Source organism: Pseudomonas sp. 5P_3.1_Bac2, from assembly GCF_025465995.1.
Lineage (GTDB): Bacteria > Pseudomonadota > Gammaproteobacteria > Pseudomonadales > Pseudomonadaceae > Aquipseudomonas.
In genome coordinates this window covers 1,125,102-1,146,363 of the sequence record NZ_JANLNY010000006.1, presented here as the reverse complement: position 1 = coordinate 1,146,363, position 21,262 = coordinate 1,125,102, and the positions used below count along the sequence as shown (strand labels likewise).

The 21,262-nt window shown below is 57.5% G+C and carries 24 protein-coding genes; 20 read left to right on the top strand and 4 right to left on the bottom strand.

The features are described from left to right. Positions 1-170 precede the first annotated feature (170 nt). Both NTD81_RS09375 and NTD81_RS09370 read right to left on the bottom strand, forming a co-directional pair. Complete coding sequence (locus tag NTD81_RS09375; RefSeq protein ID WP_262181881.1) at positions 171-572, bottom strand: type II toxin-antitoxin system HicB family antitoxin; 402 nt, start codon at positions 570-572, stop codon at positions 171-173. A gap of 45 nt (positions 573-617) precedes the next feature. Next, positions 618-800, bottom strand: a complete 183-nt coding sequence (locus NTD81_RS09370) for a type II toxin-antitoxin system HicA family toxin (protein WP_262181880.1) — start codon at positions 798-800, stop codon at positions 618-620. Between the two features lie 139 nt (positions 801-939). Here NTD81_RS09370 and NTD81_RS09365 point away from each other — a divergent pair, with 139 nt between their 5' ends. Beyond that, complete coding sequence (locus tag NTD81_RS09365) at positions 940-1,359, top strand: hypothetical protein (RefSeq protein WP_262181878.1); 420 nt, start codon at positions 940-942, stop codon at positions 1,357-1,359. Positions 1,360-1,403: 44 nt separating this feature from the next. Here NTD81_RS09365 and NTD81_RS09360 read toward each other — a convergent pair whose 3' ends face one another. Further along, a complete protein-coding gene (locus NTD81_RS09360; protein WP_262181876.1) occupies positions 1,404-1,640 on the bottom strand; it encodes a hypothetical protein in 237 nt (78 codons plus the stop codon). A gap of 585 nt (positions 1,641-2,225) precedes the next feature. Here NTD81_RS09360 and NTD81_RS09355 point away from each other — a divergent pair. Continuing rightward, on the top strand, positions 2,226-2,441 hold the full coding sequence (locus tag NTD81_RS09355; RefSeq protein ID WP_262181875.1) for a hypothetical protein: 216 nt from the start codon (positions 2,226-2,228) through the stop codon (positions 2,439-2,441). 397 nt (positions 2,442-2,838) lie between these two features. Here the strand turns inward: NTD81_RS09355 and NTD81_RS09350 are convergent, their stop codons facing one another. Beyond that, positions 2,839-3,372: a hypothetical protein gene (locus NTD81_RS09350; protein WP_262181874.1), complete on the bottom strand. Its 534-nt coding sequence runs from the start codon at positions 3,370-3,372 to the stop codon at positions 2,839-2,841. A gap of 213 nt (positions 3,373-3,585) precedes the next feature. On the opposite strand from NTD81_RS09350, the gene NTD81_RS09345 reads away from it, so the two are divergent. The 18 genes from NTD81_RS09345 (at position 3,586) to NTD81_RS09260 (ending at position 21,260) form a co-directional block, all read left to right on the top strand. Continuing rightward, positions 3,586-4,035 carry a structural protein P5 gene (locus NTD81_RS09345; RefSeq protein ID WP_262181873.1) on the top strand — a complete coding sequence of 150 codons (450 nt, stop codon included), beginning with the start codon at positions 3,586-3,588 and terminating at the stop codon, positions 4,033-4,035. After that, a complete protein-coding gene (locus NTD81_RS09340) occupies positions 4,032-4,487 on the top strand; it encodes a lysis protein (RefSeq protein WP_262181871.1) in 456 nt (151 codons plus the stop codon). Before NTD81_RS09345 ends, NTD81_RS09340 begins: the two co-directional genes overlap by 4 nt. Before the next feature lie 39 nt (positions 4,488-4,526). Then, positions 4,527-5,090, top strand: a complete 564-nt coding sequence (locus tag NTD81_RS09335) for a hypothetical protein (RefSeq protein ID WP_262181870.1) — start codon at positions 4,527-4,529, stop codon at positions 5,088-5,090. After that, on the top strand, positions 5,080-6,762 hold the full coding sequence (locus NTD81_RS09330) for a terminase (protein ID WP_262181869.1): 1,683 nt from the start codon (positions 5,080-5,082) through the stop codon (positions 6,760-6,762). The genes NTD81_RS09335 and NTD81_RS09330 overlap by 11 nt, the downstream gene beginning before the upstream one ends. Continuing rightward, positions 6,759-7,115, top strand: a complete 357-nt coding sequence (locus tag NTD81_RS09325) for a hypothetical protein (RefSeq protein WP_262181868.1) — start codon at positions 6,759-6,761, stop codon at positions 7,113-7,115. Before NTD81_RS09330 ends, NTD81_RS09325 begins: the two co-directional genes overlap by 4 nt. After that, a complete protein-coding gene (locus NTD81_RS09320) occupies positions 7,105-9,423 on the top strand; it encodes a hypothetical protein (RefSeq protein ID WP_262181866.1) in 2,319 nt (772 codons plus the stop codon). The genes NTD81_RS09325 and NTD81_RS09320 overlap by 11 nt, the downstream gene beginning before the upstream one ends. 189 nt (positions 9,424-9,612) lie before the next feature. Continuing rightward, on the top strand, positions 9,613-10,548 hold the full coding sequence (locus NTD81_RS09315) for a hypothetical protein (RefSeq protein ID WP_262181865.1): 936 nt from the start codon (positions 9,613-9,615) through the stop codon (positions 10,546-10,548). 47 nt (positions 10,549-10,595) lie between these two features. Then, on the top strand, positions 10,596-11,534 hold the full coding sequence (locus tag NTD81_RS09310) for a hypothetical protein (protein ID WP_262181864.1): 939 nt from the start codon (positions 10,596-10,598) through the stop codon (positions 11,532-11,534). Between the two features lie 63 nt (positions 11,535-11,597). After that, the gene (locus NTD81_RS09305; protein WP_262181863.1) at positions 11,598-12,116 is read left to right on the top strand and encodes a hypothetical protein; all 519 of its coding nucleotides are present in this window, start codon (positions 11,598-11,600) and stop codon (positions 12,114-12,116) included. 3 nt (positions 12,117-12,119) lie between these two features. After that, positions 12,120-12,818, top strand: coding sequence for a DUF6682 family protein (locus tag NTD81_RS09300; protein ID WP_262181862.1), 699 nt, complete (start codon positions 12,120-12,122; stop codon positions 12,816-12,818). Further along, a complete protein-coding gene (locus tag NTD81_RS09295) occupies positions 12,815-13,360 on the top strand; it encodes a hypothetical protein (protein ID WP_262181861.1) in 546 nt (181 codons plus the stop codon). Before NTD81_RS09300 ends, NTD81_RS09295 begins: the two co-directional genes overlap by 4 nt. Then, the gene (locus tag NTD81_RS09290; RefSeq protein WP_262181859.1) at positions 13,357-14,973 is read left to right on the top strand and encodes a hypothetical protein; all 1,617 of its coding nucleotides are present in this window, start codon (positions 13,357-13,359) and stop codon (positions 14,971-14,973) included. The genes NTD81_RS09295 and NTD81_RS09290 overlap by 4 nt, the downstream gene beginning before the upstream one ends. Continuing rightward, the gene (locus NTD81_RS09285) at positions 14,973-16,736 is read left to right on the top strand and encodes a DUF1983 domain-containing protein (RefSeq protein WP_262181858.1); all 1,764 of its coding nucleotides are present in this window, start codon (positions 14,973-14,975) and stop codon (positions 16,734-16,736) included. The genes NTD81_RS09290 and NTD81_RS09285 overlap by 1 nt, the downstream gene beginning before the upstream one ends. A gap of 268 nt (positions 16,737-17,004) precedes the next feature. Then, positions 17,005-17,838, top strand: coding sequence for a hypothetical protein (locus NTD81_RS09280; protein ID WP_262181857.1), 834 nt, complete (start codon positions 17,005-17,007; stop codon positions 17,836-17,838). A gap of 18 nt (positions 17,839-17,856) precedes the next feature. Then, positions 17,857-19,680, top strand: a complete 1,824-nt coding sequence (locus NTD81_RS09275; protein WP_262181856.1) for an SGNH/GDSL hydrolase family protein — start codon at positions 17,857-17,859, stop codon at positions 19,678-19,680. Positions 19,681-19,690: 10 nt separating this feature from the next. Further along, on the top strand, positions 19,691-20,155 hold the full coding sequence (locus tag NTD81_RS09270; protein ID WP_262181855.1) for a hypothetical protein: 465 nt from the start codon (positions 19,691-19,693) through the stop codon (positions 20,153-20,155). Next, on the top strand, positions 20,152-20,844 hold the full coding sequence (locus tag NTD81_RS09265) for a hypothetical protein (protein WP_262181854.1): 693 nt from the start codon (positions 20,152-20,154) through the stop codon (positions 20,842-20,844). The genes NTD81_RS09270 and NTD81_RS09265 overlap by 4 nt, the downstream gene beginning before the upstream one ends. After that, complete coding sequence (locus tag NTD81_RS09260) at positions 20,844-21,260, top strand: hypothetical protein (protein ID WP_262181852.1); 417 nt, start codon at positions 20,844-20,846, stop codon at positions 21,258-21,260. The genes NTD81_RS09265 and NTD81_RS09260 overlap by 1 nt, the downstream gene beginning before the upstream one ends. Positions 21,261-21,262 lie beyond the last annotated feature (2 nt).

The following is a 21,262-nucleotide window of genomic DNA, read 5'->3' as shown; positions in this document are numbered from 1 at the left end:
CGGATAAACACCTGTTTTTATGGCAGCGTGTTCGGCTCGTCAGCGAGTGACACATGAATCAACGCCCCAGCATTTATGCAGGGGCTTTTTCTTTTCTGCTCCGCCGCTCCCAGTGGCTTTGCCCGCCATGCCTCTGCCTTCGGGTAAGCACAAATCGTGCGGGTCTTTTGCTACCGGCCCAGTTTCTCAAGTGCCGCATCAGCGAGAAAGGATGAACGGCTCTTGATGTTGTGATCCCGTACAAAGCGGTCGATCTGCTGGATTACATGGCCTGGCAGGGTGACGTTTACCTTTTCGGTCTTACCCAGGTAAGGCGTAATGTCGATTTCAAGCATGCCCCAGCCCATGCCGGCAAAGTCAGGGTTTTCTCTATGGGCGGCGGCGGAGGAAGGCATTGGAATGGCGCCGTCGTTTGCTGCAATTTCCTGAAGCATGATGTTGGCGATTTCGACAGCAGCGCTGTAAGCCTCCTCGAACGTATCGCCTGCAGTGATGGCGCCCGGAATATCGGGAATCTGAATGCCGGTTGCGGTGTTGTCGTCGCCCCACTCAATGCAAATTGGGTATTTCATTTGAGTCTCCTGCAAAGGTGCAAAGGTGCAAAGGGTGAAACCGGGTCATAACAACCCGGCTAGTTTTCTGATCGCCCTTACGGTTCCTTGTGGTAAGTCCTTCTTCGGGTGTGGTACTGGAACTGTTTGGGGTTTGGTTGGATGTTTGAACATGTGGTGGCTTCCGGTAACTCGATCTAGAACCCATCCATCATTTTCAAGCTCCTTGATCAACTCTCTGCTTTGCACCTCCGTCTCCTTGTTTAGTAGATGGAATATTTATAACCCTAGGTGCATAAATATGCAAGTTAAAAGATAACTCTAGAGTTATTTATTTGCGTGGCATTCTGAATGCACGACACCACCAGGCGTTCGCCGGGAGTGATCAATGAAACAGCAAGGTATCAACCTCATGTCAGAACCGGGCCCATTGACCGCTGCGGGCGGTATTGCGCTCTACAAGCTGGGCGCGTTCGGTTTCTTCGCGGTTATTGCCATTGTCCTGGTGTCAATCGTTGTTATGGCGATGACCATCCCGAAAACGGTTCGCGAGTTTGTTGTGGCCCTGATCAGTACGCTGGCATTCAGCACCGGTGGGGGCGCGTTCATTGTGCGCTGGCTGGAGATTGGGCACTGGGCTCAGGATGACGTTGGCATGGTAGGGCTGGCCGGAGTCGTGTTCGTGTGTGGCTTGCCGGGCTGGGTGCTGGTTCGCGCATTGTTCGCCTGGAGCGAAGGCAAGAAGAACCGAGAAATCACCGAGATTATTGATATGGCCATCAATGCCAAGAACAAAGCGGGTCTGTGATAGAGCTTGAGTGAAGCGCCGCAGGTGAGTGCGGCGCCCCTAATTTACTCAGCTGCACGCATGCGTAGAGCGATGCCCTGTAAATAGCAGATTAACTGCTCGGTCTGATCTGCAGTTGTAGCGATAGGGTATTCGCCAATTACAGCGCGAAGGATGTCGTGGTGATCAATGAAGAACAAGTCGTTTGCGATATATGAAGCGTAGCCGTCAAGCGGCATTGCTCTCATCTCCGGAATGTCAGCCGCGCAAGATTCGCTATCCACATTAATTTGAATCCTCATAGTGTCGCTCCGCTGGAAGTGAGGCTCACCAATACAGGCAAACGGCCATTATTTCAATTTCAGCCGCGGGTATGAAAAGACCCATGCCATCCGCCTGGCTGCTGGAGCAGGAAAACCTCAGCATCACGCTTGAGCCTGCTGCTGGAGTGTGGGACTGGATCAGCGCCGAGATATTCTCCGACACAGGCAGCACTAATAACCACGAGCTTACAGCGCCGGTGAGGCGATCTGCTTACATTGCGCGCCTGCGCAGTTTGCGCAAAAGCAGACGTTGCGCGGGGTGCGTGAATGTTGAAGGGGGCTGGAGTCGCGCATATTGCGCAGCTAATACCCCATTGCTTTATGCAGGTTATCGCCCAGGCAGCTGGGCTAAGTCGGTAGAGGCGCCGTCTAATCCCGTGCGGACAATGGGCGGCTACGCGATGAGAGGGCAGGGTACGTGACCCGGCGATCTGCCCCACCAGAGCTGGACAGTTGCACCAGCCACCTGCACCCATTCAAGAGGCCCACCATTCGTGCTTCAGGCCGATACATGCCACATCAACTGCCGGATGATTGCCGGCCGCCAACCAGATAGGTGAGCCCATGCCTTTTGTAGTGATCCCTCAGCCTTTTCCCAATTCCCCACTGCAAACGCAGTTCGCGACTGAGGATCAGGCAAACGCCCGGGCTGAGCAGATGGTGCAGCAGGCGCCCAAACAGCCCGTGTACGTTGCGGAGCTGAAAACGATGTACCAAGGCACAGTGACCGTCACCACTGCGGCGGCAGTCGCTCAGCCACTGAATCCCGAACAGGGGTGATTGCACTGCCACGCCGTGAGGCGTTGCAGCGACGTGCCGTATCGTCGAGATGACGACACTCAAGCACAAACCGCCAGGGTTCGCCCTGGCACCTATTCAGGTTGCCTCGACAGATACCGACATGCGTTTGCCGAGTGCGGCCAAGGCGTTTTCCAGCTGCTCCATCCTCGATGTGTGCAGGACGGCGACAAAGCGATTCCCCTGGGCAGAGACCTCAACCAGCTTCAAATACCGAGATATCCATACCGTCGTCCTCACTCTTGACGGTCGCGAGACTCAGGCTAGGGAAACCGCCCAGTTCAACGTCAGCAAACCAAGGCGTCGAGCTGAAATCCGCGCCACGTTTTCGAATACGCCAAATCGTGGCTTGGATATGCGAGAGCTCAACCTCAGAATGCTACCTACGGTAGGACTGACATACATCCAGAGATCTGTATTTTTTCTCGAGACTCGATTTCCCCTGCTCACGTTGAGTTTCAGTGAGTTGCGGAATGACGTAGGTGGGACGCTGCAGTTCCTCTTCCAGCTCCGTGATTTCTTTGCGAATTGGCGCGCAAGGGTCTGAGTTTTTTAGTGATGCGCTCAATTGCGCCACACGGTCCTCAAGCTGTTTAGTTTTTAGCTCACTTTCATCAAGCAGCTTCTTGTCATATTTGTTGTCGTTCTGCTCCGTCAGGAGTTGTTTTCGCAGATCGTCAATTTGCAGTTGAAGATTTCCCTTTTCTACTTTGAGCTTTTCATTCTCAGACTTGCTCTCGACAAGCTGGCCTTTTGTGAATGCGAGTGCAGCTCTGTTCTCACCGTATTCGGCCGATCTCTCGGTCGAGTCGTGCCACATGGTGTAAGCGATGGTTAGGAGCGCAGCGACGCCCGCGCCGCCTAGCATCACTTGGATGATCGTTTTGACTGCGCTTGAGACATTGAAAGCCATGAAGCCTCCACTATGGAATAGATCGAATCGCCATCCTATCAAGTGCGAATAAAGCGTTGGTCAACACCTCCGATCATAGCTCTCAGGTTTGCGAGGATCTGTCACGTTTTGAGTTCAAAGCTCACCCTTCGCAGAGTTCGAGCTAGGTCAGATGATTGGCACTTCCAAGTGGCATGCACTTCCCCGAATTCATCTCAAAACCAGGTAAGGATCATGCCATCAACTACACGTGGTGTACGCAACAACAACCCCGGGAACATTGACTACAACCCGCGCAATGCCTGGCAAGGGCAGCTGGGCCTGGAGGTCGGCGTACCATCCCCACGATTTGCTCGATTCGACACTCCCGAGAACGGTATACGCGCCTTGGGCAAGCTGCTAATCAACTACAGCGGCAAAGACGGCATGCCTGGCGTGGGTGGGCCTGGCATCGACACGGTGCGCGAAACAATTACCAGGTGGGCGCCGGGCAACGAGAACAATACCGAGGCCTACATCGCGGCCGTGGCCCGCCGGTTGGGCGTGAAGGCCAATGACGTGATCGACATTCGGAACCCGGCAACGCTGGAGTTAATGGTGTCCAGCATCATCGCGCATGAAAACGCGGGCTTCGCTTATCCGCAAGCTGTGTTAGCGGAAGGGCTCCGTCGAGCGTTGTCGTGATCCGCTACCTGGTCGCAGTGCTGATTGGATGCCTGATCATCATCTATGGCGGCTATCAGCGCATCGAGTCTCAAGCTCAGGCCCTAAAGAAGGCCAGCAATTTGGTGGAGATGATGGGCAAGGCCGCGCAGTCGCGCCGCACAACCCAGCGGCTGCTCGCGCAGCTCGACAGAGACCACACAAAGGAATTGGAGAATGCCCAAGCCGATAATCAGCGTCTTCGCACTGCTGTTGGTAATGGCGCTCGGCGGTTGTCAGTCGAAGCCACCTGTCCCGCAGTGGGAGCCGCCACCGCCACCTCCGGCGTGGGTCATGAAAAAGCGCGAGCCGAACTTGACCCAGCGGCTGGAGAAAGAATTGTCGCCATTGCCAACGACGGTGACGAAGGATTGATAGCGCTGCGCGCTGCCCAGGACTACATCAACACCTTCTGCCAGGCACCAAGGCAGTAGCACAGCACACACCGATTCTCACGCAAAGGAAGCGCTTTCATGGCTGCTAAATGTGATTGGGCAGCCGTCGAAAGGGATTACCGGACGGGCTGCTTTACGAACCGCGAGTTGGGCCGCCGGCACAGTATTTCGGAAAGCTCGATCCGCAACCGTGCCGATAAGCACGAGTGGCAGAAAGACCTGTCCGAGATGATCCGTCAGCGCGTCAGGGAGAAGACCGGGCGCGCCGCCGCTGCTGCTGTCGCAGAGGCGACCAATGACGCCGAGATCGTCGAGCAAGCCGCCGAGGCCGGTGCGCAACTGGTACGTGGCCACCAGGTGGTTATTGCCAGAACCCGCGATATCACTCAACAGTATGTCGAACGCATTCACGATCAGGTCGCCGTCGGGAAGATCACCGTCATGACCCAGAAGGGTGAACCGGTCGAGATCGACATTCCGCTGGACTATGTGGGCAAGAGCATCGGCCACGCGACGCAGTCCCTAGAGCGGCTGATCAAGCTGGAGCGTCAGGCCCACGGTCTGGACACCGATAAGGAACGGCATAGCACAGGCAAGTCTCTTGAGGATCTGCTGGCTGAGGCAGCTGGTGATGGGGAATGAAACGGACCGCCAGCGCTTGGTGCGCGAGGGTGACGAATTCATCGCCAGGCACCGCGCCAAGCAGCTCAAGGGCAACGCCTTACTGCTGAAAGCCCTGAGCAACAAGTGGTACAGGCTGAACGCCCTGTACAAGATCAAAGACAAGAACGGCAAGGTTCAGCGCTTCAAACCGAATCAGCAGCAGCGCGAGCGGTTCCTCGACGAGCATAACCGCGACATTATCCTCAAGGCCCGCCAGCTTGGTTTCACCACGTTCGAGATGATCGACGCGCTTGACGATTGCCTGTTCATCAAGAACTACAGCGCCGGCTGCATCTGCCACACGTTGCCGGACGCCAAAGAGATCTATCGCAACAAAATCAGGTTTGCCTTCGAAAAGCTGTCAGGCGACCCGGCGTGGTCGGCGATCTTCAAGCTGATCGGCATGCGTCTGCCGGTGCCGCGCAGCGACAAAGACCAAGGCTACATCTTCGACAACGGTTCCAGCATTCAGGTGTCGACCTCGTTCCGGGGTGGCACGCTGCAGCGCCTGCATGTGTCGGAGTTCGGCAAAATCTGCAAGCTAAGCCCGGACAAGGCCCAAGAGATCGTCACCGGTGCATTTGAAGCCGTCGGCCTAGGCAACCGGGTCACCATTGAAAGCACCGCCGAGGGACGTGAAGGCTACTTCTTCACCTACTGCGAGTTGGCCAGGGCCATCAAAGACGCCGGCCGCACGCCGACGGTGATGGATTGGCAGTTTCACTTCTTCCCCTGGTTCAAAGACCCCACGTATCGCCTGGAGGCATTCGATCAGGTGGTGGTGCCGCAGTGGTTGCAGGAGTACTTCGCCGAGCTGGCAGCCAAACACGGCATTCGCTTGGATCGTGCACAGCAAGCCTGGTACGCCAAAAAAGCCGAGACGCTGCACGACGATATGAAGCGTGAGTATCCGGCCACGCCGGACGAAGCGTTCGACCAAGGCATTAAAGGCGCTTACTACCTCACGCAAATGCGATTCCTGCGGCAACAGGGCCGGATCACCAAGACGGTGACTCGCAACCCAACCTTGCCAGTGTTTACTGCCTGGGACTTGGGCATGGGGGACGCTATGTCCATCGTGCTGTTCCAGGTGGTGGGCCGCCAGGTGCACATCATTGATTACATCGAGCATTCCGGTGAGGGCATGGAGTACTACGGCGACCTACTCAAAAAGCTGGGGTATTCCTACGGCGCCCACTACGCCCCGCACGACATTGTGGTTCGCGAGATCGGAACAGGGAAATCCCGTATCGATGTGGCAAAGCAGTACGGGATCACGTTCCAGATCGTTCCGCGTGTCTCTCGAAATAGCGAGGGCGTGCAGGCGGTGCGTAACTTCCTGCCGCTGTGCTGGTTCGCCGAGGATGAGCAGGACACCCGCGCGTCGACTGGCGATGCCGATACTGGCAAGCCAAGGACCGCTGGTGTGTCTAGGCTGATCGACTGCATCGACAACTACCGCAAAGAGTGGGATCTGAGGCTGGGCGTGTACAAGGAACAGCCGCGTCACGACTGGGCAAGCCATGGGGCAAAGGCATTCGAAACGCTGGCCCGCTGTGGAGTCTTCGAGGCTACGGCAGGGGCAATCCCCGCGCCGGCAACTACATCAAACACAGACCGAGCCCGACGCAACTGGAGCGCGCACACATGACCACGATGTTTATTGAATGGAAACAGGTCGCCGGCGTCATCGCCCGCTTGGTTGCCCCGCTGGCCGTCCAGTGCTTTCAGCTGCGCCGAGACATTGGCTTGGTCCAAGTCGACGCGGTAGAGATCAAGGAGCCGGATGGTGCACACCCAGCCGTTCGGGTGCAGTTCGAGATGGCTCACGAGATGGGCGTGACACTCAACGTAAAATTGGCGGAGTTCGCGAACGACCCCGTCAACTACATGCAGGATCTAATGGCTAACCTGCGGAAGCTGGAGCACGGCGCGAAGCTGCGCCGCTGCGGCCGGCAGGCTGAAATCAACAACGTTCACGAGGCAATGATCTATGGCGGCTGAATTCGGTTTGCTTCAAGTCAGGAGCGCGGCCGATCTGCATGCTGATGATCTGGCCGCTGAGGAGCAGGCGCAGCAAAGTCGGCGCGCTCAGCAGGTCCAATCCTCACTAGCGTCGCACATCCGTCGGTGTTTCGATTCTGCCAAAAACGCCAAACGTGAAATCGACGACAGGCTGCTGGACTGCGCGCGGCGCCAGAAAGGCAAACACGAGGAGACGAAGCTCCAAGCGATCCGCGAGGCTGGTGGCAGCGAGATCTTCCCCAAGCTGACCACAACCAAGTGCCGCGCAGGCGCTTCATGGATTCGTGACATCCTGATCCCTGTCAACGGCCACCCGTGGGGGTTAGATCCAACGCCGGTGGCGGACATCCCGCCCGAGTTTCTTGCTGCGTTTCAGCAGAAGCTCGCCCAGCAGATGATGCAGGCCCAGCAGGGGCAAGATGCGCCGCCACAGGCGATGCCTGACCCGAACGAACTGGAAGTGAAGTTGCGTGAGTTGATCCAGGAGAAGGCCAGGGAGGCAAGCGAGGCACATGAAACGCTTATAGCTGACCAGTTGGCCGAAGGCGGATGGGAGACCGCACTCGAGGAATTTATCGACGACTTCACCATCTATCCGGCTGCATTCGTTAAAGGGCCATTGCTACAACGTGTGCCGCAGATTGCCTGGGGGCAAAACTGGCAGATGATTGAAACAGAGGAAATTCAGCCCTTGTTTCATCGGGTTTCGCCCTTCGACATTTATCCGTCGCCAGATTCCACGAATACCGACGACGGTGCGTTTATCATCGAGCGCGAACGCTACACCCGTTCTCGTCTCAATGCACTGACAGGGGTGCCAGGGTACAGCGACGAGGCGATTCGCGCCGTGCTTACTGAGCATGGCCAGGGCGGTCTGCGTGAATGGCTTGCAACGGATTCGCAGCGTGCCCGACTTGAAGACAAGGCCGGCGACTGGATGATCAACAATGGGGAAACCATCGAAGGTCTGCACTATTGGGGCGGTGCACAGGGGTTGATGCTACTTCAGTGGGGGGTTAACCCCGCCCAGGTGCCGGACGTGCTTGATGAGTACCAAGTCGATGCAATCCTGATCGGAAACCACGTCATTCGCTGTGTGATTAACCGCAACCCGTTGGGTGGTCGGCCATATCACAAAGCGTCGTTCCAGATCACGCCTGGCTCGTTCTGGGGTATGTCGATTCCCGAGTTGATGAGTGACGTGCAGGACTTCTGCGGTTCAACAGCCCGTGCACAGGCCAACAATATGGCATTCGCCAGCGGCCCTCAGGTGGAAGTCGACGAAGACCGCTTGCAGCCAGGTGAAAACCCGAACGAGATGTACCCGCTGAAGCGCTGGCGGGTGAAAAGCGGTCAGACGCCGGGAATGCAGGGAGGGGCGGCATCACCGGTGATTCGCTTTTACCAGCCGGTCAGCATGGCTGGAGAACTGCAGGCAGTTTACGACTCTTGGGAAAAGCGCGCGGACGACGCGACAAATATTCCACGGTACATCTACGGTGCCGAAAAGGTCGGTGGCGCAGGCAACACGGCCAGTGGCCTGTCGATGTTGATGGAGTCGGCCAACAAGGGGATCAAGGATGCGATCCGTCATATCGACCGTGGAGTGGTTCGTCGCGTCATTGAAGCGCTGTGGTTGTTCAACATGCGCTATTCCGATGACAACGCCATCAAGGGCGATTGCAAAGTTGTGGCCCGCGGCGCAAACGCGATGCTGCAGCGTGAGCAAACGCTGAACGCGCGCACGCAGTTCCTGAGTTTCACCAACAACCCGACCGACATGCAGATTCTCGGCCTTGAAGGTAGGGCCGCGATCCTGCGCAAAGTTGCCGAAAGTCTAGATATGTCGGGCCTGATCCCGACGAAAGCCGAAATGAAGGCCCGTGAGGAGCAACAGCAGGTGCAGCAGGCCCAACAGCAGCAACAGCAAGCCGCTGCAGTTGAGCAGCAAGTCGAAGCAGAAACCGAGAAAACCGCTGCCCAAACAGCTGAACTGATCGCGAAAGCCGAGAAAACCCGTGCCGAGGCCCAGCGTCTCGGGATGAGCAATGGTGCCGTGGTCGCCCAACTTCAACATGCAGGTGGCGGAGCCAATGAAACCCAGCAACCAACAGTGGCAAGCCTTGGTCAACCTGACCAACAGCCCGGACTGGAAGCACCTCAAGGATCTACTGAGCAGCCATCTGACGGAGGCGCAGCAGAGCTTGGAGGGGTTGAACAACCTGGAGGCTTTATTCAGAGCCCAGGGCCGGGCGAGCCTAGCCAGGGAGCTGATCAAGTCGTTTGAAGAATCCCGCGAGATGCTTGATCGAGTTAAGGCAAGCACCTCGCGGTCCACCCAGTAGCTACAGAAAAAGCGGCCTAACTTGAGGCCGTTTTTTTGTGGCCACTCTCCGGTCATTCGGCCAAATGCCCGGAACCAGTCGCACACCCAGAAGCCCGGACCTGCCGGCTCTACCCAAGGAGAATACGATCAATGAGCACGCTACCCCGCAACGTACAGGCGCAAATCGACGAAGCAACGGCTATTCAGGAAGCGCTGAATAAGCCGGCTGAGAACCCCGCATCAGATGCGGCTCCGGTAGCTAATCCCGAAGCGCCAGCGGTCTCAGAGCAACAAGCACCCGCCCAAACGGCCCCGGCCGCCCGCGACAACGGTGCTGATTACTGGGAGCAACGCTTCAAAGTCATGCAAGGGAAATACAACGCTGAAGTGCCGGCGTTGCAACAGGAAGTGTCTCGGCTGACCACAGAGCTGACAAAGGCGCAAAAGCCCGCAAACAATGCCGTGCAGCGCGCAGTGTCGGATCTGACCCCTGAGGAGATCGAGAGCTACGGGCCTGATCTCGTAGCGCTGATCCAGCGAGTGGCTGGTGGGCATGCATCTGCCGCCAATCCCGCCGAGCTGGAAACGATCAAAACCGAACTTGAGGGGCTGAAGCAAAAAAACCAGCAAAGCGAGCAGGTAAAAGCCGTGCAGGCGCAGGAAGAATTCTTCCGGCAACTGATTCAGCGCGTTCCTGACGCAGTTGAGATCAACGGATTGCCAGCGTTCCATGAGTGGCTCAGCCACATGGACACGTTCAGTGGCAAAGAGCGGCAGCAGCTTTTGGTTGAGGCTCAGACAGCCAACGACGCATTGCGCGCCGCTGCGCTGTTCCAGGCCTTCAAAGACGCGCAGCCGACTCCGGCGGCACCGAACCCAGATCGCACCATTCCACCGGAAAACGTTCAGCCACGCTCCACTCGCACCGATCCTACGCCGCCGGCGGAGGGCAAGTGGTGGAGCAACGTTGAAATCAACGAGTTCTATAAGGATGTCGCGCTGGGTAAGCGGTACACGAAAGCCGAAGTGGCTGCGATTGAACAAGACATATCAGACGCGGTAGCCAACGGTCGCATTACGCGATAGCACGCGCTCTGTAACGCCGCGAGGCGTCAAGAAATAGGAGCTACACCATGGCAGGTCCAGTACGCGCCGCAGGGCAACCAGACTACAGCTCCACCAGCGCATCGGGTTTCATCCCGGCGCTATGGTCGGGCAAGCTGGTACAGAAGCTGTACGCCGCAACGGTTTTCGGTGAGATCGCCAACACCGACTACGAGGGCGAAATCAAGAACCAAGGCGACACCATCAATATTCGCACCGTGCCGTCGATTGTCATCCGTGACTACAAGATCGGCGGTGGTTTGACCTATGAAAAACCGGTCAGCGACAAGGTGCAACTGCAGATCGACCAGGGCAAGTACTTCGCGTTTGAAGTGAACGACGTCGATGCTTACCAAGCGGATATCAAACTCATGGATGAGTTCAGCACTGACGGCGGTGAGCAGATGAAGGTTGCCATCGACACCCAACTGCTTAACCGCCACTACGCCGATGCTGCTGCGGCCAACCGCGGTGACGACGCCGGCGCTAAGTCGGGTGGTATCAACCTGGGTAAGGCCGGCGCACCCGTGCAGATCACCAAGGAAAACATCCTGGATGTGCTAGTGGACTGCGGTACCGTCCTCGACGAGCAAAACGTACCTGAGCAGGGCCGTTGGGTCGTTTTGCCAGCCTGGATGAACGGCATGCTGAAAAAGTCCGATTTGCGCGACGCCAGCATCATGGGTGATGCCACTTCGGTATTCCGCAACGGCAAGGTCGGCATGCTCGACCGTTTCACCGTGTACATCAGCAACAACACCACCGCCGTGGATGACGCCACTGCCGCCAAAAAGGCGAGCAACGTGATGTTCGGTCACAAGAAGGGGCTCACCTTTGCAAGCCAGATGACTCAGATGGAAACCCTGCCGAACCCTAACGACTTCGGCAAACTCGTTCGCGGTTTGAACGTGTTCGGTTCAGGTGTCATCGACCCCAAAGCGATCGGCAACCTGTACTGCAGCCGCTGATCAGCCTCATCTCCACATCATAAGCGGCCGCTGGGCCGCTTTTTGCTTTTCTCGGAGAAAACCATGATTCGCGAATTGATTGAAAAGGCGAGCACAGCCGACAAGCCAGGCTTGATCGAGATGCTCTCCGATCTGGGATTGAAGGCAGACAACCGCAAAGGCGAGGACACGCTGCGCGCTGAGTTGATTACAGGGCTTGAAAAGGCTCTAGCCGATGAGGCCGATGACGTAAAAGAGCTTGATCCTGACCCAGTCCCAGGTAATTCGGGTATTGCTGGCCAAGACCTTGGCCGGCACATCGGGCCGGTTACTCAAGATGGTGAAGACGACCAGTTGAACATCCCTCAAGCGCTGGTAGCCGAAGCATCCATCCCGGGCAGCAACATTAAGTCGGTGGTGGCCGACCCGGCGAAAACCTCTGTTCTGCGCGAAGCCCAGGCGCCAGATCTCGATGACGCTGAAGATGAGCAGGAGCGTTTAGTGCCTATCGCGGTAAACCGCTTGCTGCGCAATACCAGAACCGGCTGCGAGTTCGTATGGACCACCGAGCTGGCGAAACTTTCCTACATGCATGAGGTGTAATCCGTGGCCGTGACGACTGTAGGCAACATCCTGACCCGCGCCAAAAAGATCCTGCAGGAAGTCACTTCCAACGGCACCCGGTGGGCAAACACCGAACTGCTGGATTGGCTGAATGAAGGGTATGCGGCAATTTGCAACATCAAGCCCAATGCCAGTTCTGTCACGGCCGAAATTACTTGCGTCCCGGGCACCAGGCAATCCATTCCCGAGGGCGGTCTGCGCCTGCTTGAGGTGGTGCGAAACATCACCCCCGCGGGCGGTGGACTGAGCGTGATTCTCACGACCCGGGGTGCCATCGATTCAACCAGGCGGCGGTGGCACGCCGAGCAACCGGTGGAGGAAATCGAGCAGTACGTCTTCGACGAGGCAGCGCCGCGTCAGTTCTACGTCTACCCGCCGGCAATGGCCTCCAGCAAGCTGGAGATCATTTACTCGTCGGTACCCGATCCGCATGTCCAAGCGACAGCTACCGATTCAGCCTCTGAGAAAATCCGCTTAGACGACTCGTTTGCGCCGGTGCTGGTGGATTACATCCTCTCCAGGGCCTACGCGAAAGATGCCGAGCATGCAGCCAATCTCAACCGCGCGACGATGCACTTCCAGATGTTCCAAGCTGCCCTGGGCATGAAGGTGCAAACGGATCGCATGCTAGGCCCTGTGCCGGTCGCGGCTGCTTCCCAGCAGCAGGTGACACAGCAATGAACATGAGCCAGTTGGTTGATCAGATTCTGCCGAACGTACCCGGTGCGGTTATCGCCTCAATACGTGACGGTGTGGCATGGGCGCTTCGCGAGCTGTGCACCGAGGTGCCGGCCTGGAAGGTCAGAATCCAACTGGCCGATGGTGTGCAGCAGATCACCGCCGGGCCAGGCTTGGAGCCTATCCGAATCCAGGCGCTGTATCAGGATGGTCGGCCTGCACATTGCCAAGTTTTTCAGCCGTCGCCTGACACAGTCATTGTCAGCGGTGGCCCTTCGGGGCTGACCGCTGATGTGGTGGTGCGGCCCGAATTTGGCTCCACCGTAGCGATGCCGCCGGATTGGCTGTTAGACCGTTACTGCGAAGCGCTGACGCTCGGCGCCCAGTGCTGGCTGCGCAAGATGCCCGAAAAGCCGTGGTCCGACATGTCGCGCGCCCTGATGGATCAGGCCGCGTTCTATGCCCTCTGCACCAATGCCCGATCTGAGGCGCTTGCCGGCCATCAGTACGGCAGCACAAGGATGAAAACACCGAGGTTTCCATGACATCGATTGCGATCACGTCTTTCAAGGGCGAGTTGCCAGCACTGACTCCGCGTCTTTTGCAGCCGAGCAACGCCCAGGCGGCCCGCAACGTAAATCTGCGCAAGGGTTCGCTACGGGCAGAAAACGCGCCCCTGCCTGTGCTTGGCATTGGCGGCGTGATCAATCCGTCGTCGATTTACCGTTACCCATTCGGTAACAACGGCGCCGGGTTCTGGTTTGCATGGGGCGATGGTCAACAGGTCGATGCAGCGAAAAGCCCGCTGGCTAAGGACGCTTGGTCGCGAGTTTACTGGACCGGTGACTCGTTCCCCAAAATGGCGCCCATCGGAGTTGCCACCCAGGGGGCAGGGCCTTATCCATCAGGTTTTTATCGATTGGGGATACCGGCGCCGGCCAGTGCGCCCTTGGTAAAGGAGCCAGCCGGCAGCGAAGCCCCTCCCGCCACAACTGTGGGCGCAACGTATGTGGTGACTTATGTCTCTGCCTACGGCGAGGAAGGGCCGCCCAGCTCGGCGTCCAACATTATAAATCGCTGGGATGGTACCGAAGACCAATTACCCGGAAAGGTGAACGTTCAACTACCGCCGGCGCCGAATGGCCCGTACAACATTGTATCCAAACGGCTTTACCGTTCGGAAAGCGGGGGGGAGTTCTTGTATCTGGCGGACTTTCCAGTGGCTCAGGGGAGCTGGGTGGACGCGGTGAACAGTGACGAACTGGGCATCGCCTGCCCATCGCTCACTTGGGATATGCCTGACCCCGCCATGGTCGGTCTGGTCGAGATGCCAAACGGCATTTTTGCCGGTTTCTTCGATAATACGCTGTGCTTCTGCGAGCCCTATTACCCTCACGCCTGGCCAATTGATTACCAAATTTCTTTCCCTGACAAAATTGTAGGGATCGGTGTCACCACAGCCGGCCTGGTAGTTGCTACCACTGGGCGGCCGAGATTGGTCACCGGCACTACGCCGTCGGCCATGACGGCCGCTGACCCTGACGCGGATCGTGTGTGCGCCTCCAGGGGCTCTGTAGTCGACATGGGGGAGTACGTCGTTTATGCCTCGACCGAAGGGCTGGTGGCGATATCTGGCGGCGAACCACAGTTGATTACTGACGGGGTGCTGACCCCGGAGCAGTGGCAGGCGCTCAATCCTGCGTCTATCCACGCTTGCCGGTATGAAGGACGCTACCTGGCGTTTTACGACGGCGGGTGTTTTGCCCTGGCCCCGGGGGAGGGCATAGAGTTCATTGACGCACAGGCGGCCAACTCCTACTACGACATTGCGGCTTCCACGCTGTATCTGATCCAGGGCAGCACCATAGCTAAGTGGCGAGGCGGGGCAGCGATGACTTACCGTTGGCGCTCGAAGGTATTTGAGTTTCCACCAGGATCAGCAAATTTCAGCTGCGGGAAAGTGGTGGCGGCAGCGTTTCCGGTCCGGTTGCGGGTTATTGCCGATGGCGCCACCGCGCTCGACGCGGAAGTTGGCAGTAACCAGATGTTCAGACTGCCGCCAGGCTACGCGGGAGCGCGCGAGTGGCAGGTGGAAGCGTCAGGCTCGAGCGAAGTTTTCTCTATCCAAATTGCGAACACACCCTCTGAGTTGACCTAATGACGACAAAGCGCTCAAGCCTTCCTGCACCCAGCAGCAAGGTTTCGGCGGAGTTGCGCCCGTTTTTCAGTGCTCTGACAGAGATCATTGAGACGGGCGAGGGCAATCGCGGGAATGGCCTCGACAAGAAGCTGACTTACCGGGATTTACTGGAAAGCGGTGCGTTTACGCTCCGGCCAGGCTGGAAGCCAGGTGGTAACGGTGGACTGGTTCCAAGCCCCGGCGTGCCAGACCGGGCAATACCGCCTGCCCCTTTGGGGTTCCAAGGTGTTGGTGTATTCGGCATGAACACGCTGACTTGGGATAACCCCTACAAGCTCTATCGAAACCACGCGCTGACCAATATTTACCGCAGTGAAACCGATAACTTCGCTCAGGCGACGCAGATCAGTCGCGCCACTGGCATGATGTACAGCGACCCAATTCGAGGCGATGCGGTTGACCCAAACGACCCCAAGAAAGGGAAAGTGTATTTCTACTGGATCACCTGGGTTTCCACCTCCGGTATCGAGGGGCCTCCTAATAGCCCTGCGGGTACCGCCATTGAGGCACAGCTCGATATCGAGTATCTGCTCAAACTGATCACGAACCAGACCAGTCAGAGCGAACTTGCGAAGGCACTGGCGAAAGCCATTGACCTGGAAGGGCTGAATCAGACGATAGCAATGCTGGATGCGGCCGCGCAGTCAGCGAGGCTTCTGACATCCGCTGAGCGGTTCCTGCGCGACGACGACAACGTCCAGATTCGCCGGCAAATCACCGATATCCGGGTGCAGACCGGCGAAGACGTGAAAGCGTCTATCACGCAGTTGCAGGAGGTGATCAGTTCTGATCAGCAGGCAATCGCCCATCAAATCGACCTGATGGCGGTCAGTGTCGGCCAGGCTCAGGCCGATATCGTCGGCGAGCGTTCGGCGCGTATCACGTTGCAGGACGCCGCAACTCAAGCACTGAACGGCATGTCGTCTCGCCTTGAAACGGCAGAGGCGGTACTGACCGGGTACAGCGAGACCTTTGCCAGCGCCTTGGAAACCCAGGTTCGCAATATGCAAAGCCTGGTCGCGAGGATGGATAACACCGACGCGATATACGTGAGCGATCAGCAAGCCATTGTCAACGAGTTCGAAGCGACCGCCCGCGCGATCACGACGTTGCAAAGCAATTTGAACGACCAGTCAGCAGCCATTGAGCAGACCCTTAGCACGCATTCATCGGCGCTTGAGGGGCTGTCAGCGCAATATACGCTCAGGCTGGATGTAAATGGACTGATCAGTGGCTTTGGGGCCTACAACAACGGCACGGTGGCCGACTTCGCCATCCTCGCCAATCGTTTCTGGGTCGCCACGCCGGGCGCTCACGGGCCGAACTATGTCAACCCATTCACCATTGATGGTGAGAAGGTCTATATCAACACGCTGCTTGTCAAAGAGGCGTCTATTCAGCAGGCGCAGATCGGGCCAATCAGCATTGGTAAGTTGACGGCGAATGATGGTTTTACCCCCATCACCACTTTGGGCGGACTGTTGCGTGCCGAAGCCATTGACGTGGCGAACATCACCATTGGCTTCGGCCAGGTATACGGGCAACTGGTCAGTTCCCAAATTGGCGCGGGCGGACTGCCGCGTTTCGTCATCGACCCCCAGGCCGGGATTTTCATGAATGGCCTGGTGGGAGGTACGCGTATGGTCATGACGGATCAGTACCAACACTGGTATGACGCCGCCGGCGATCTGCGCATTGAAATCGGAGAGATGATGGGATGACATCGATTATTCGCTGCCGAGATGCGAATCAACAAGTCACGTTCGACAGCACGGTTCGAACCATAAGGAAAATGGAATCAGTGCGAACGCAAAGCAATACGAGTGGAAGTCTTGACCTGAGCGCTTATGAAGGCCTCAAGCTGGATATAAGCCTGATGCCTGCGGAGAACGTAGGGCTGTCACCGGTTCCTCTTGTGGTGATCAACGGCAACACGTTGACGTGGTCCTCGGCGCCCGTGTCGTGCTTCCTGATCCTAGGTATTTCCTCGTGAGTATCGGCTTCAGGGTCACTAACGATTGGGGCAACCTCGCTGTCGATGAAAATAACCCAATTTTCATTGCGACCGGTGAAGATGCGGGACACATTGATAACGGCGGATGGACCAATGTGCAGCTGTATGAGGATTATGGTGCCATAGGCTCTGAAGCCATCTTTTTTGAGTACACCTTTTATGGCGTCTCAACCAGTGTGACACCGCCACTGGTGTTCGCCAGACCGCGCAACATCGCCTCGCAAGTGGCCACCGTTATTGGATATATCGCACCCAAGGGCGCTCCGGGAGCATGGACGGGGGTTGTGGTTGCGTTCTCGGTCATCAACTTACCGGGTAGGGCGCAGAACAATGCGCAGCGTTATGCGCTTTTGCGGGACTATATGTGCGAGTTCATGGTCATTGCTTCCGGTGGATACATAAGCGGTGAAACCCATGGTATTCGCGTTTGGGCGCCGGGCTCGGTGGTTGTCTTTGACTCTGGCAACAACGCGGTCAGTTACAAGCGCTCGAGCGGTGTTTGGAGATACAGCAATCGCGATCAGGTGTTGCGTGATCAGTATGTGGAGTTCTGGCTTGGATCGGACACCTATGGCGCGCGTAATGAGTGGATGCTCGTTAGCTCCATTGGCACTGGCTACTTCAAGCGTTACAACGGAGAGGTTGCAGGAAGCCGACTTTACGTACCGGGTCTGATCGGCGAGTCCATCCAGCGAATCATCCTGACAGGTCGTTCAGGAACATTAATTCACATGCCGTTTCTGTTCATTGAAACCAGAAGGCCTGTTGATCAAGGCATCATCCTACCCGCCGGTTCCGGCCCCGCTTAACACTTCTCAGGACACAGTATGTCTAACCACATTTACCGCGCGGGCACGGTCAGCATCGCCGCGGGCGCAACAATGGCAACCGGGACTGGCACCTTATGGTTGTCCAATGCCGTGCGTGGCGACGTTCTGGTATTGACCAGCGGCCAATGCTTCGAGGTGGTGACGGTTGAGGCAGACAACCGCTTGACGCTCGATGCGCCTGCGGCGGCGGCCGTCAATGGCGCGCCATACGTCCTGCTCCGGCTGGCCACAGCGCAGAACGTTCGTGATCTCCTGGAGAAGATCGAGGAGTTTCTGAAAGACCGGCAGATCAGCCTGGCGCAATTCGCCGATTGGGCCGCGGGTTCTGCTGCCGGTGGGCCGAATAAAGACGGTAACTACCCACTTACTGACCGATATGGCACGGTCATCATGGCCGCATGCCCGGCCAGACTTGCAGTTATCGCAGGCTCTGGTGAGGGCGGTGGTGGCGGTGGTGGCGGTGACGGAACGGTCAAGCAGCTCAATGACGTTGTTCCGGATGAGAGCGGTAAACTTACCGTTACCCCCGGCGATGTCGGTGCGGCAACAGCGGAGCAGGGTCTTTTGGCGGACGGTGCCGTGCAGAAGGTGCTGGCCCGCCTCTACAAGCCCTTGCTCACCGATGTACTGGTGCTGGGTGACAGCCGCGCGTTTCAGTGCACCAAGGGCAACGTAGGCTTTGCTGATTGGGCTGTTTCAGAAACGGGCGGCCTTGCCGCGTTTCCCCTGGCTCTGAACAAAGGGATCGATGGCAACACCACGTCGCAAATGCTAGCCCGTCTGCAAGCCGATGTAATCGCCAACAGCAATGCCTTTGACGTGATGGTGCATTTTGGTACCGGAAACGACCGAATCAAAGGCATGACGCTGGAACAGACGATTCGAAATCTTGAGTACATGTATTCGGCATTGATCAAGCGGGGCAAGATAGTCATTGCCATTGCTGAGACGCCAGTGATGGGCGTTAACGTTGGGCTCCCTGCGCAGCAGACCGCGAACCACTTCGCTGTCCACAACTGGTATTTGAACGTTGCACCCAGCTTGGGCGTGGTGGTGGTGAACCCCTGGGACGAAATGGTTGACCCAGCGTCCGGTTCGAATTTTTGGCCTTTGGGCGGACTGACAGGTGACGGTCTCCACCCAACTGCGGCAGGCGCGCGAATCATCGGCCGAAAGGTCGCTGAGGCTTTGAAACGCCTGTTCACCTTTCCGGCAGTTCTCCCAACCGCGAATGTTGCTTACGACGCGGCGCTGGTACCCGGCGGCAGCTTGATTCCCAACTCGCTGCTCACCGGTACCAATGGCACGCTGGGCGCCGGCAGCAATGCCTCGGGACAAGTGGCCACGTCTTGCACCCTGCTGGGCTCCAACCTCAACGGCTTGACAGTGGCAGCTTCCAAGGAGACCGCAGATGCGGGGTTCAAACAGGTGCTGCGCATCACGGGCATGCCGAGCGGTAACACGCCAACCTTGACCCTGGAGCAGTCGGTGGATGTGTCAAAGGTCGCCGTGGGCCATCGTTTGCGAGCTGTTGCGGGATGGGAGTTCATCAGCGTGAATGCCAGTGTGCTGCAGGTGGCCCTACAAATCGTGGCTGTGGGAGCGAGCGGCACCACCATTGCCCAGATCGGGCAGAACCAGGAGCTGAATCACGCAATGCCAATAGGGACCATTGCCGGCACGCTCGTCACGCAGACGCTGACCCTGGCGGAGGTGCCCACCAGCCTTAAGCTTCGGCTATCCATCATTTTCAAATCCGGTACCGGCCAGGATGCAACGATCAAACTGCGTCAGGCGGATTTGACACGAATTTTCGCGTGAGGACTTATCCATGAGCGAAACACAAGAGCAATTGCTCGCCCGGGTACTCAAGGGCAACCCTGATGCAATCTTATTCTGCGAGACGCTGTTCTCTATCTCGCAGACCCTGGATGACATCGTGGACGGTGATAAGCCGCTCACCCCCAACGACGTTTACCAGGCGTTCTGGCTCGCGCTGATCGAGTTGCCCATCAACCCGTTCTACCGCCACTTTGAACATTTCGTTCGCCCGCTCATGGCCGCAGCCCTTCAAGATTGGCGCGACAGCGTCACCCTTGAGCGAGAGGGTGACCACCACGGTCGTAGCCTGGCCTTTGTCTTGCGGGATCAACTCACCGGTCTGGTGGTGCAATGCGCCTACCTCATCGGCGGGAGCGCATGGATGGCTGAGGTTTCCGCCGGCATACGGCGGTTTTTCCACGACGAGAGCTTTTACGACTACAACCAGGAATTAATCAAGGGAGGTGCGCAATGAGTGGCGGTGGGGGCAAAACCGATAATTCGATACAGGACACGCCTGAACAGAAGTATGCCGCTCAAGTGGCCGCGGAAAAGTGGAACTACGCCCAGGAAAGGCTGGCACCGGTTGAAAACGCGTATATGAAGCGCGTAGATGACATGGATTCGGCCGGGAGCATGGCCTACGTCCGCGGCAAGGCGAATGCGGGAACTCAACAAGCGCTCACCTCAGGCATGAAACAGGTCAGCCAGGGCATGACCCAGCAATATGGGCTGAACCCTAACAGTGGACGCTTTATTGGCGCCCAGGGCGACTTGGCCGCCAGTGTCGGGACCGCGGGTGGTGACACAATGGCCCGGGCGCAGTTTGAGCAGAAAGGGCAGAAGATTGCCGGGCTCAATAGCGTGGCCGCTATCGGCCAGGGTCAGTCGTCACAGGCCCAGGCGGGCTTAAACACCGTCGCCAACCAAGCAGCTCAAGACGCCCAGTCTGCTGCGTTTACGAATTTCAATCGCAAGTCTGCAAACCTGCAACTCGCAGGTGCTGCTATGGGAGCTGTTGCTGGCGGAGCAGCCTACGGGCTTAACAACATGGCCCCGGCCAAGACAAATTTGGCCAACTCTAGTGTCCTCAATCCGAAAGGACTGAGCGGAAATATCTACGACAGCGCCAACGGCGCCGCTAATTTCGGGGGGTATGCCTAATGCCTTACTACGTCGATCCGAATGCGGCTTTTGCCGGTAAACAGGGCGCTTCCACCGTGCTGGGACAGCTCAGTCGCTCCCAATGGGACGATTGGAAAGCTCGTTTTCAACCCTACGTCGACAAGCTGGCCAACATCGCCACCAGCGAGTCTTTTGCCGGTGAGCAGGCGGCAACCGCCTCAGAGTCGGTCAACAAATCCTTTGATAGCGCGACCCAGGGTCTCCAGATGCAGCAACAGGGCATGGGTTTGATGCTGTCACCTGCCCAGCAGGCGGCGCAGGACAGAAAACTGCAGTTGGGTCGAGCATCTGCAACGGTAGATGCGAGTAACAACGCCCGCGTCTCAGCACGCGATCTGCAGGAGCAAATCATGGCCGGCGGGATGGGCCTCAGTGGCCTGAAGCAGGGAGGGTAAGG

Coding starts and splice junctions, on each gene's coding strand:
- NTD81_RS09275 (WP_262181856.1), top strand. CDS start 17,857: ATGTCTAACCACATTTACCGCGCGGGCACGGTCAGCATCGCCGCGGGC.
- NTD81_RS09355 (WP_262181875.1), top strand. CDS start 2,226: ATGCCTTTTGTAGTGATCCCTCAGCCTTTTCCCAATTCCCCACTGCAA.
- NTD81_RS09270 (WP_262181855.1), top strand. CDS start 19,691: ATGAGCGAAACACAAGAGCAATTGCTCGCCCGGGTACTCAAGGGCAAC.
- NTD81_RS09320 (WP_262181866.1), top strand. CDS start 7,105: ATGGCGGCTGAATTCGGTTTGCTTCAAGTCAGGAGCGCGGCCGATCTG.
- NTD81_RS09345 (WP_262181873.1), top strand. CDS start 3,586: ATGCCATCAACTACACGTGGTGTACGCAACAACAACCCCGGGAACATT.
- NTD81_RS09295 (WP_262181861.1), top strand. CDS start 12,815: ATGAACATGAGCCAGTTGGTTGATCAGATTCTGCCGAACGTACCCGGT.
- NTD81_RS09350 (WP_262181874.1), bottom strand. CDS start 3,372: ATGGCTTTCAATGTCTCAAGCGCAGTCAAAACGATCATCCAAGTGATG.
- NTD81_RS09305 (WP_262181863.1), top strand. CDS start 11,598: ATGATTCGCGAATTGATTGAAAAGGCGAGCACAGCCGACAAGCCAGGC.
- NTD81_RS09260 (WP_262181852.1), top strand. CDS start 20,844: ATGCCTTACTACGTCGATCCGAATGCGGCTTTTGCCGGTAAACAGGGC.
- NTD81_RS09315 (WP_262181865.1), top strand. CDS start 9,613: ATGAGCACGCTACCCCGCAACGTACAGGCGCAAATCGACGAAGCAACG.
- NTD81_RS09290 (WP_262181859.1), top strand. CDS start 13,357: ATGACATCGATTGCGATCACGTCTTTCAAGGGCGAGTTGCCAGCACTG.
- NTD81_RS09365 (WP_262181878.1), top strand. CDS start 940: ATGAAACAGCAAGGTATCAACCTCATGTCAGAACCGGGCCCATTGACC.
- NTD81_RS09310 (WP_262181864.1), top strand. CDS start 10,596: ATGGCAGGTCCAGTACGCGCCGCAGGGCAACCAGACTACAGCTCCACC.
- NTD81_RS09285 (WP_262181858.1), top strand. CDS start 14,973: ATGACGACAAAGCGCTCAAGCCTTCCTGCACCCAGCAGCAAGGTTTCG.
- NTD81_RS09335 (WP_262181870.1), top strand. CDS start 4,527: ATGGCTGCTAAATGTGATTGGGCAGCCGTCGAAAGGGATTACCGGACG.
- NTD81_RS09330 (WP_262181869.1), top strand. CDS start 5,080: ATGGGGAATGAAACGGACCGCCAGCGCTTGGTGCGCGAGGGTGACGAA.
- NTD81_RS09265 (WP_262181854.1), top strand. CDS start 20,152: ATGAGTGGCGGTGGGGGCAAAACCGATAATTCGATACAGGACACGCCT.
- NTD81_RS09325 (WP_262181868.1), top strand. CDS start 6,759: ATGACCACGATGTTTATTGAATGGAAACAGGTCGCCGGCGTCATCGCC.
- NTD81_RS09360 (WP_262181876.1), bottom strand. CDS start 1,640: ATGAGGATTCAAATTAATGTGGATAGCGAATCTTGCGCGGCTGACATT.
- NTD81_RS09375 (WP_262181881.1), bottom strand. CDS start 572: ATGAAATACCCAATTTGCATTGAGTGGGGCGACGACAACACCGCAACC.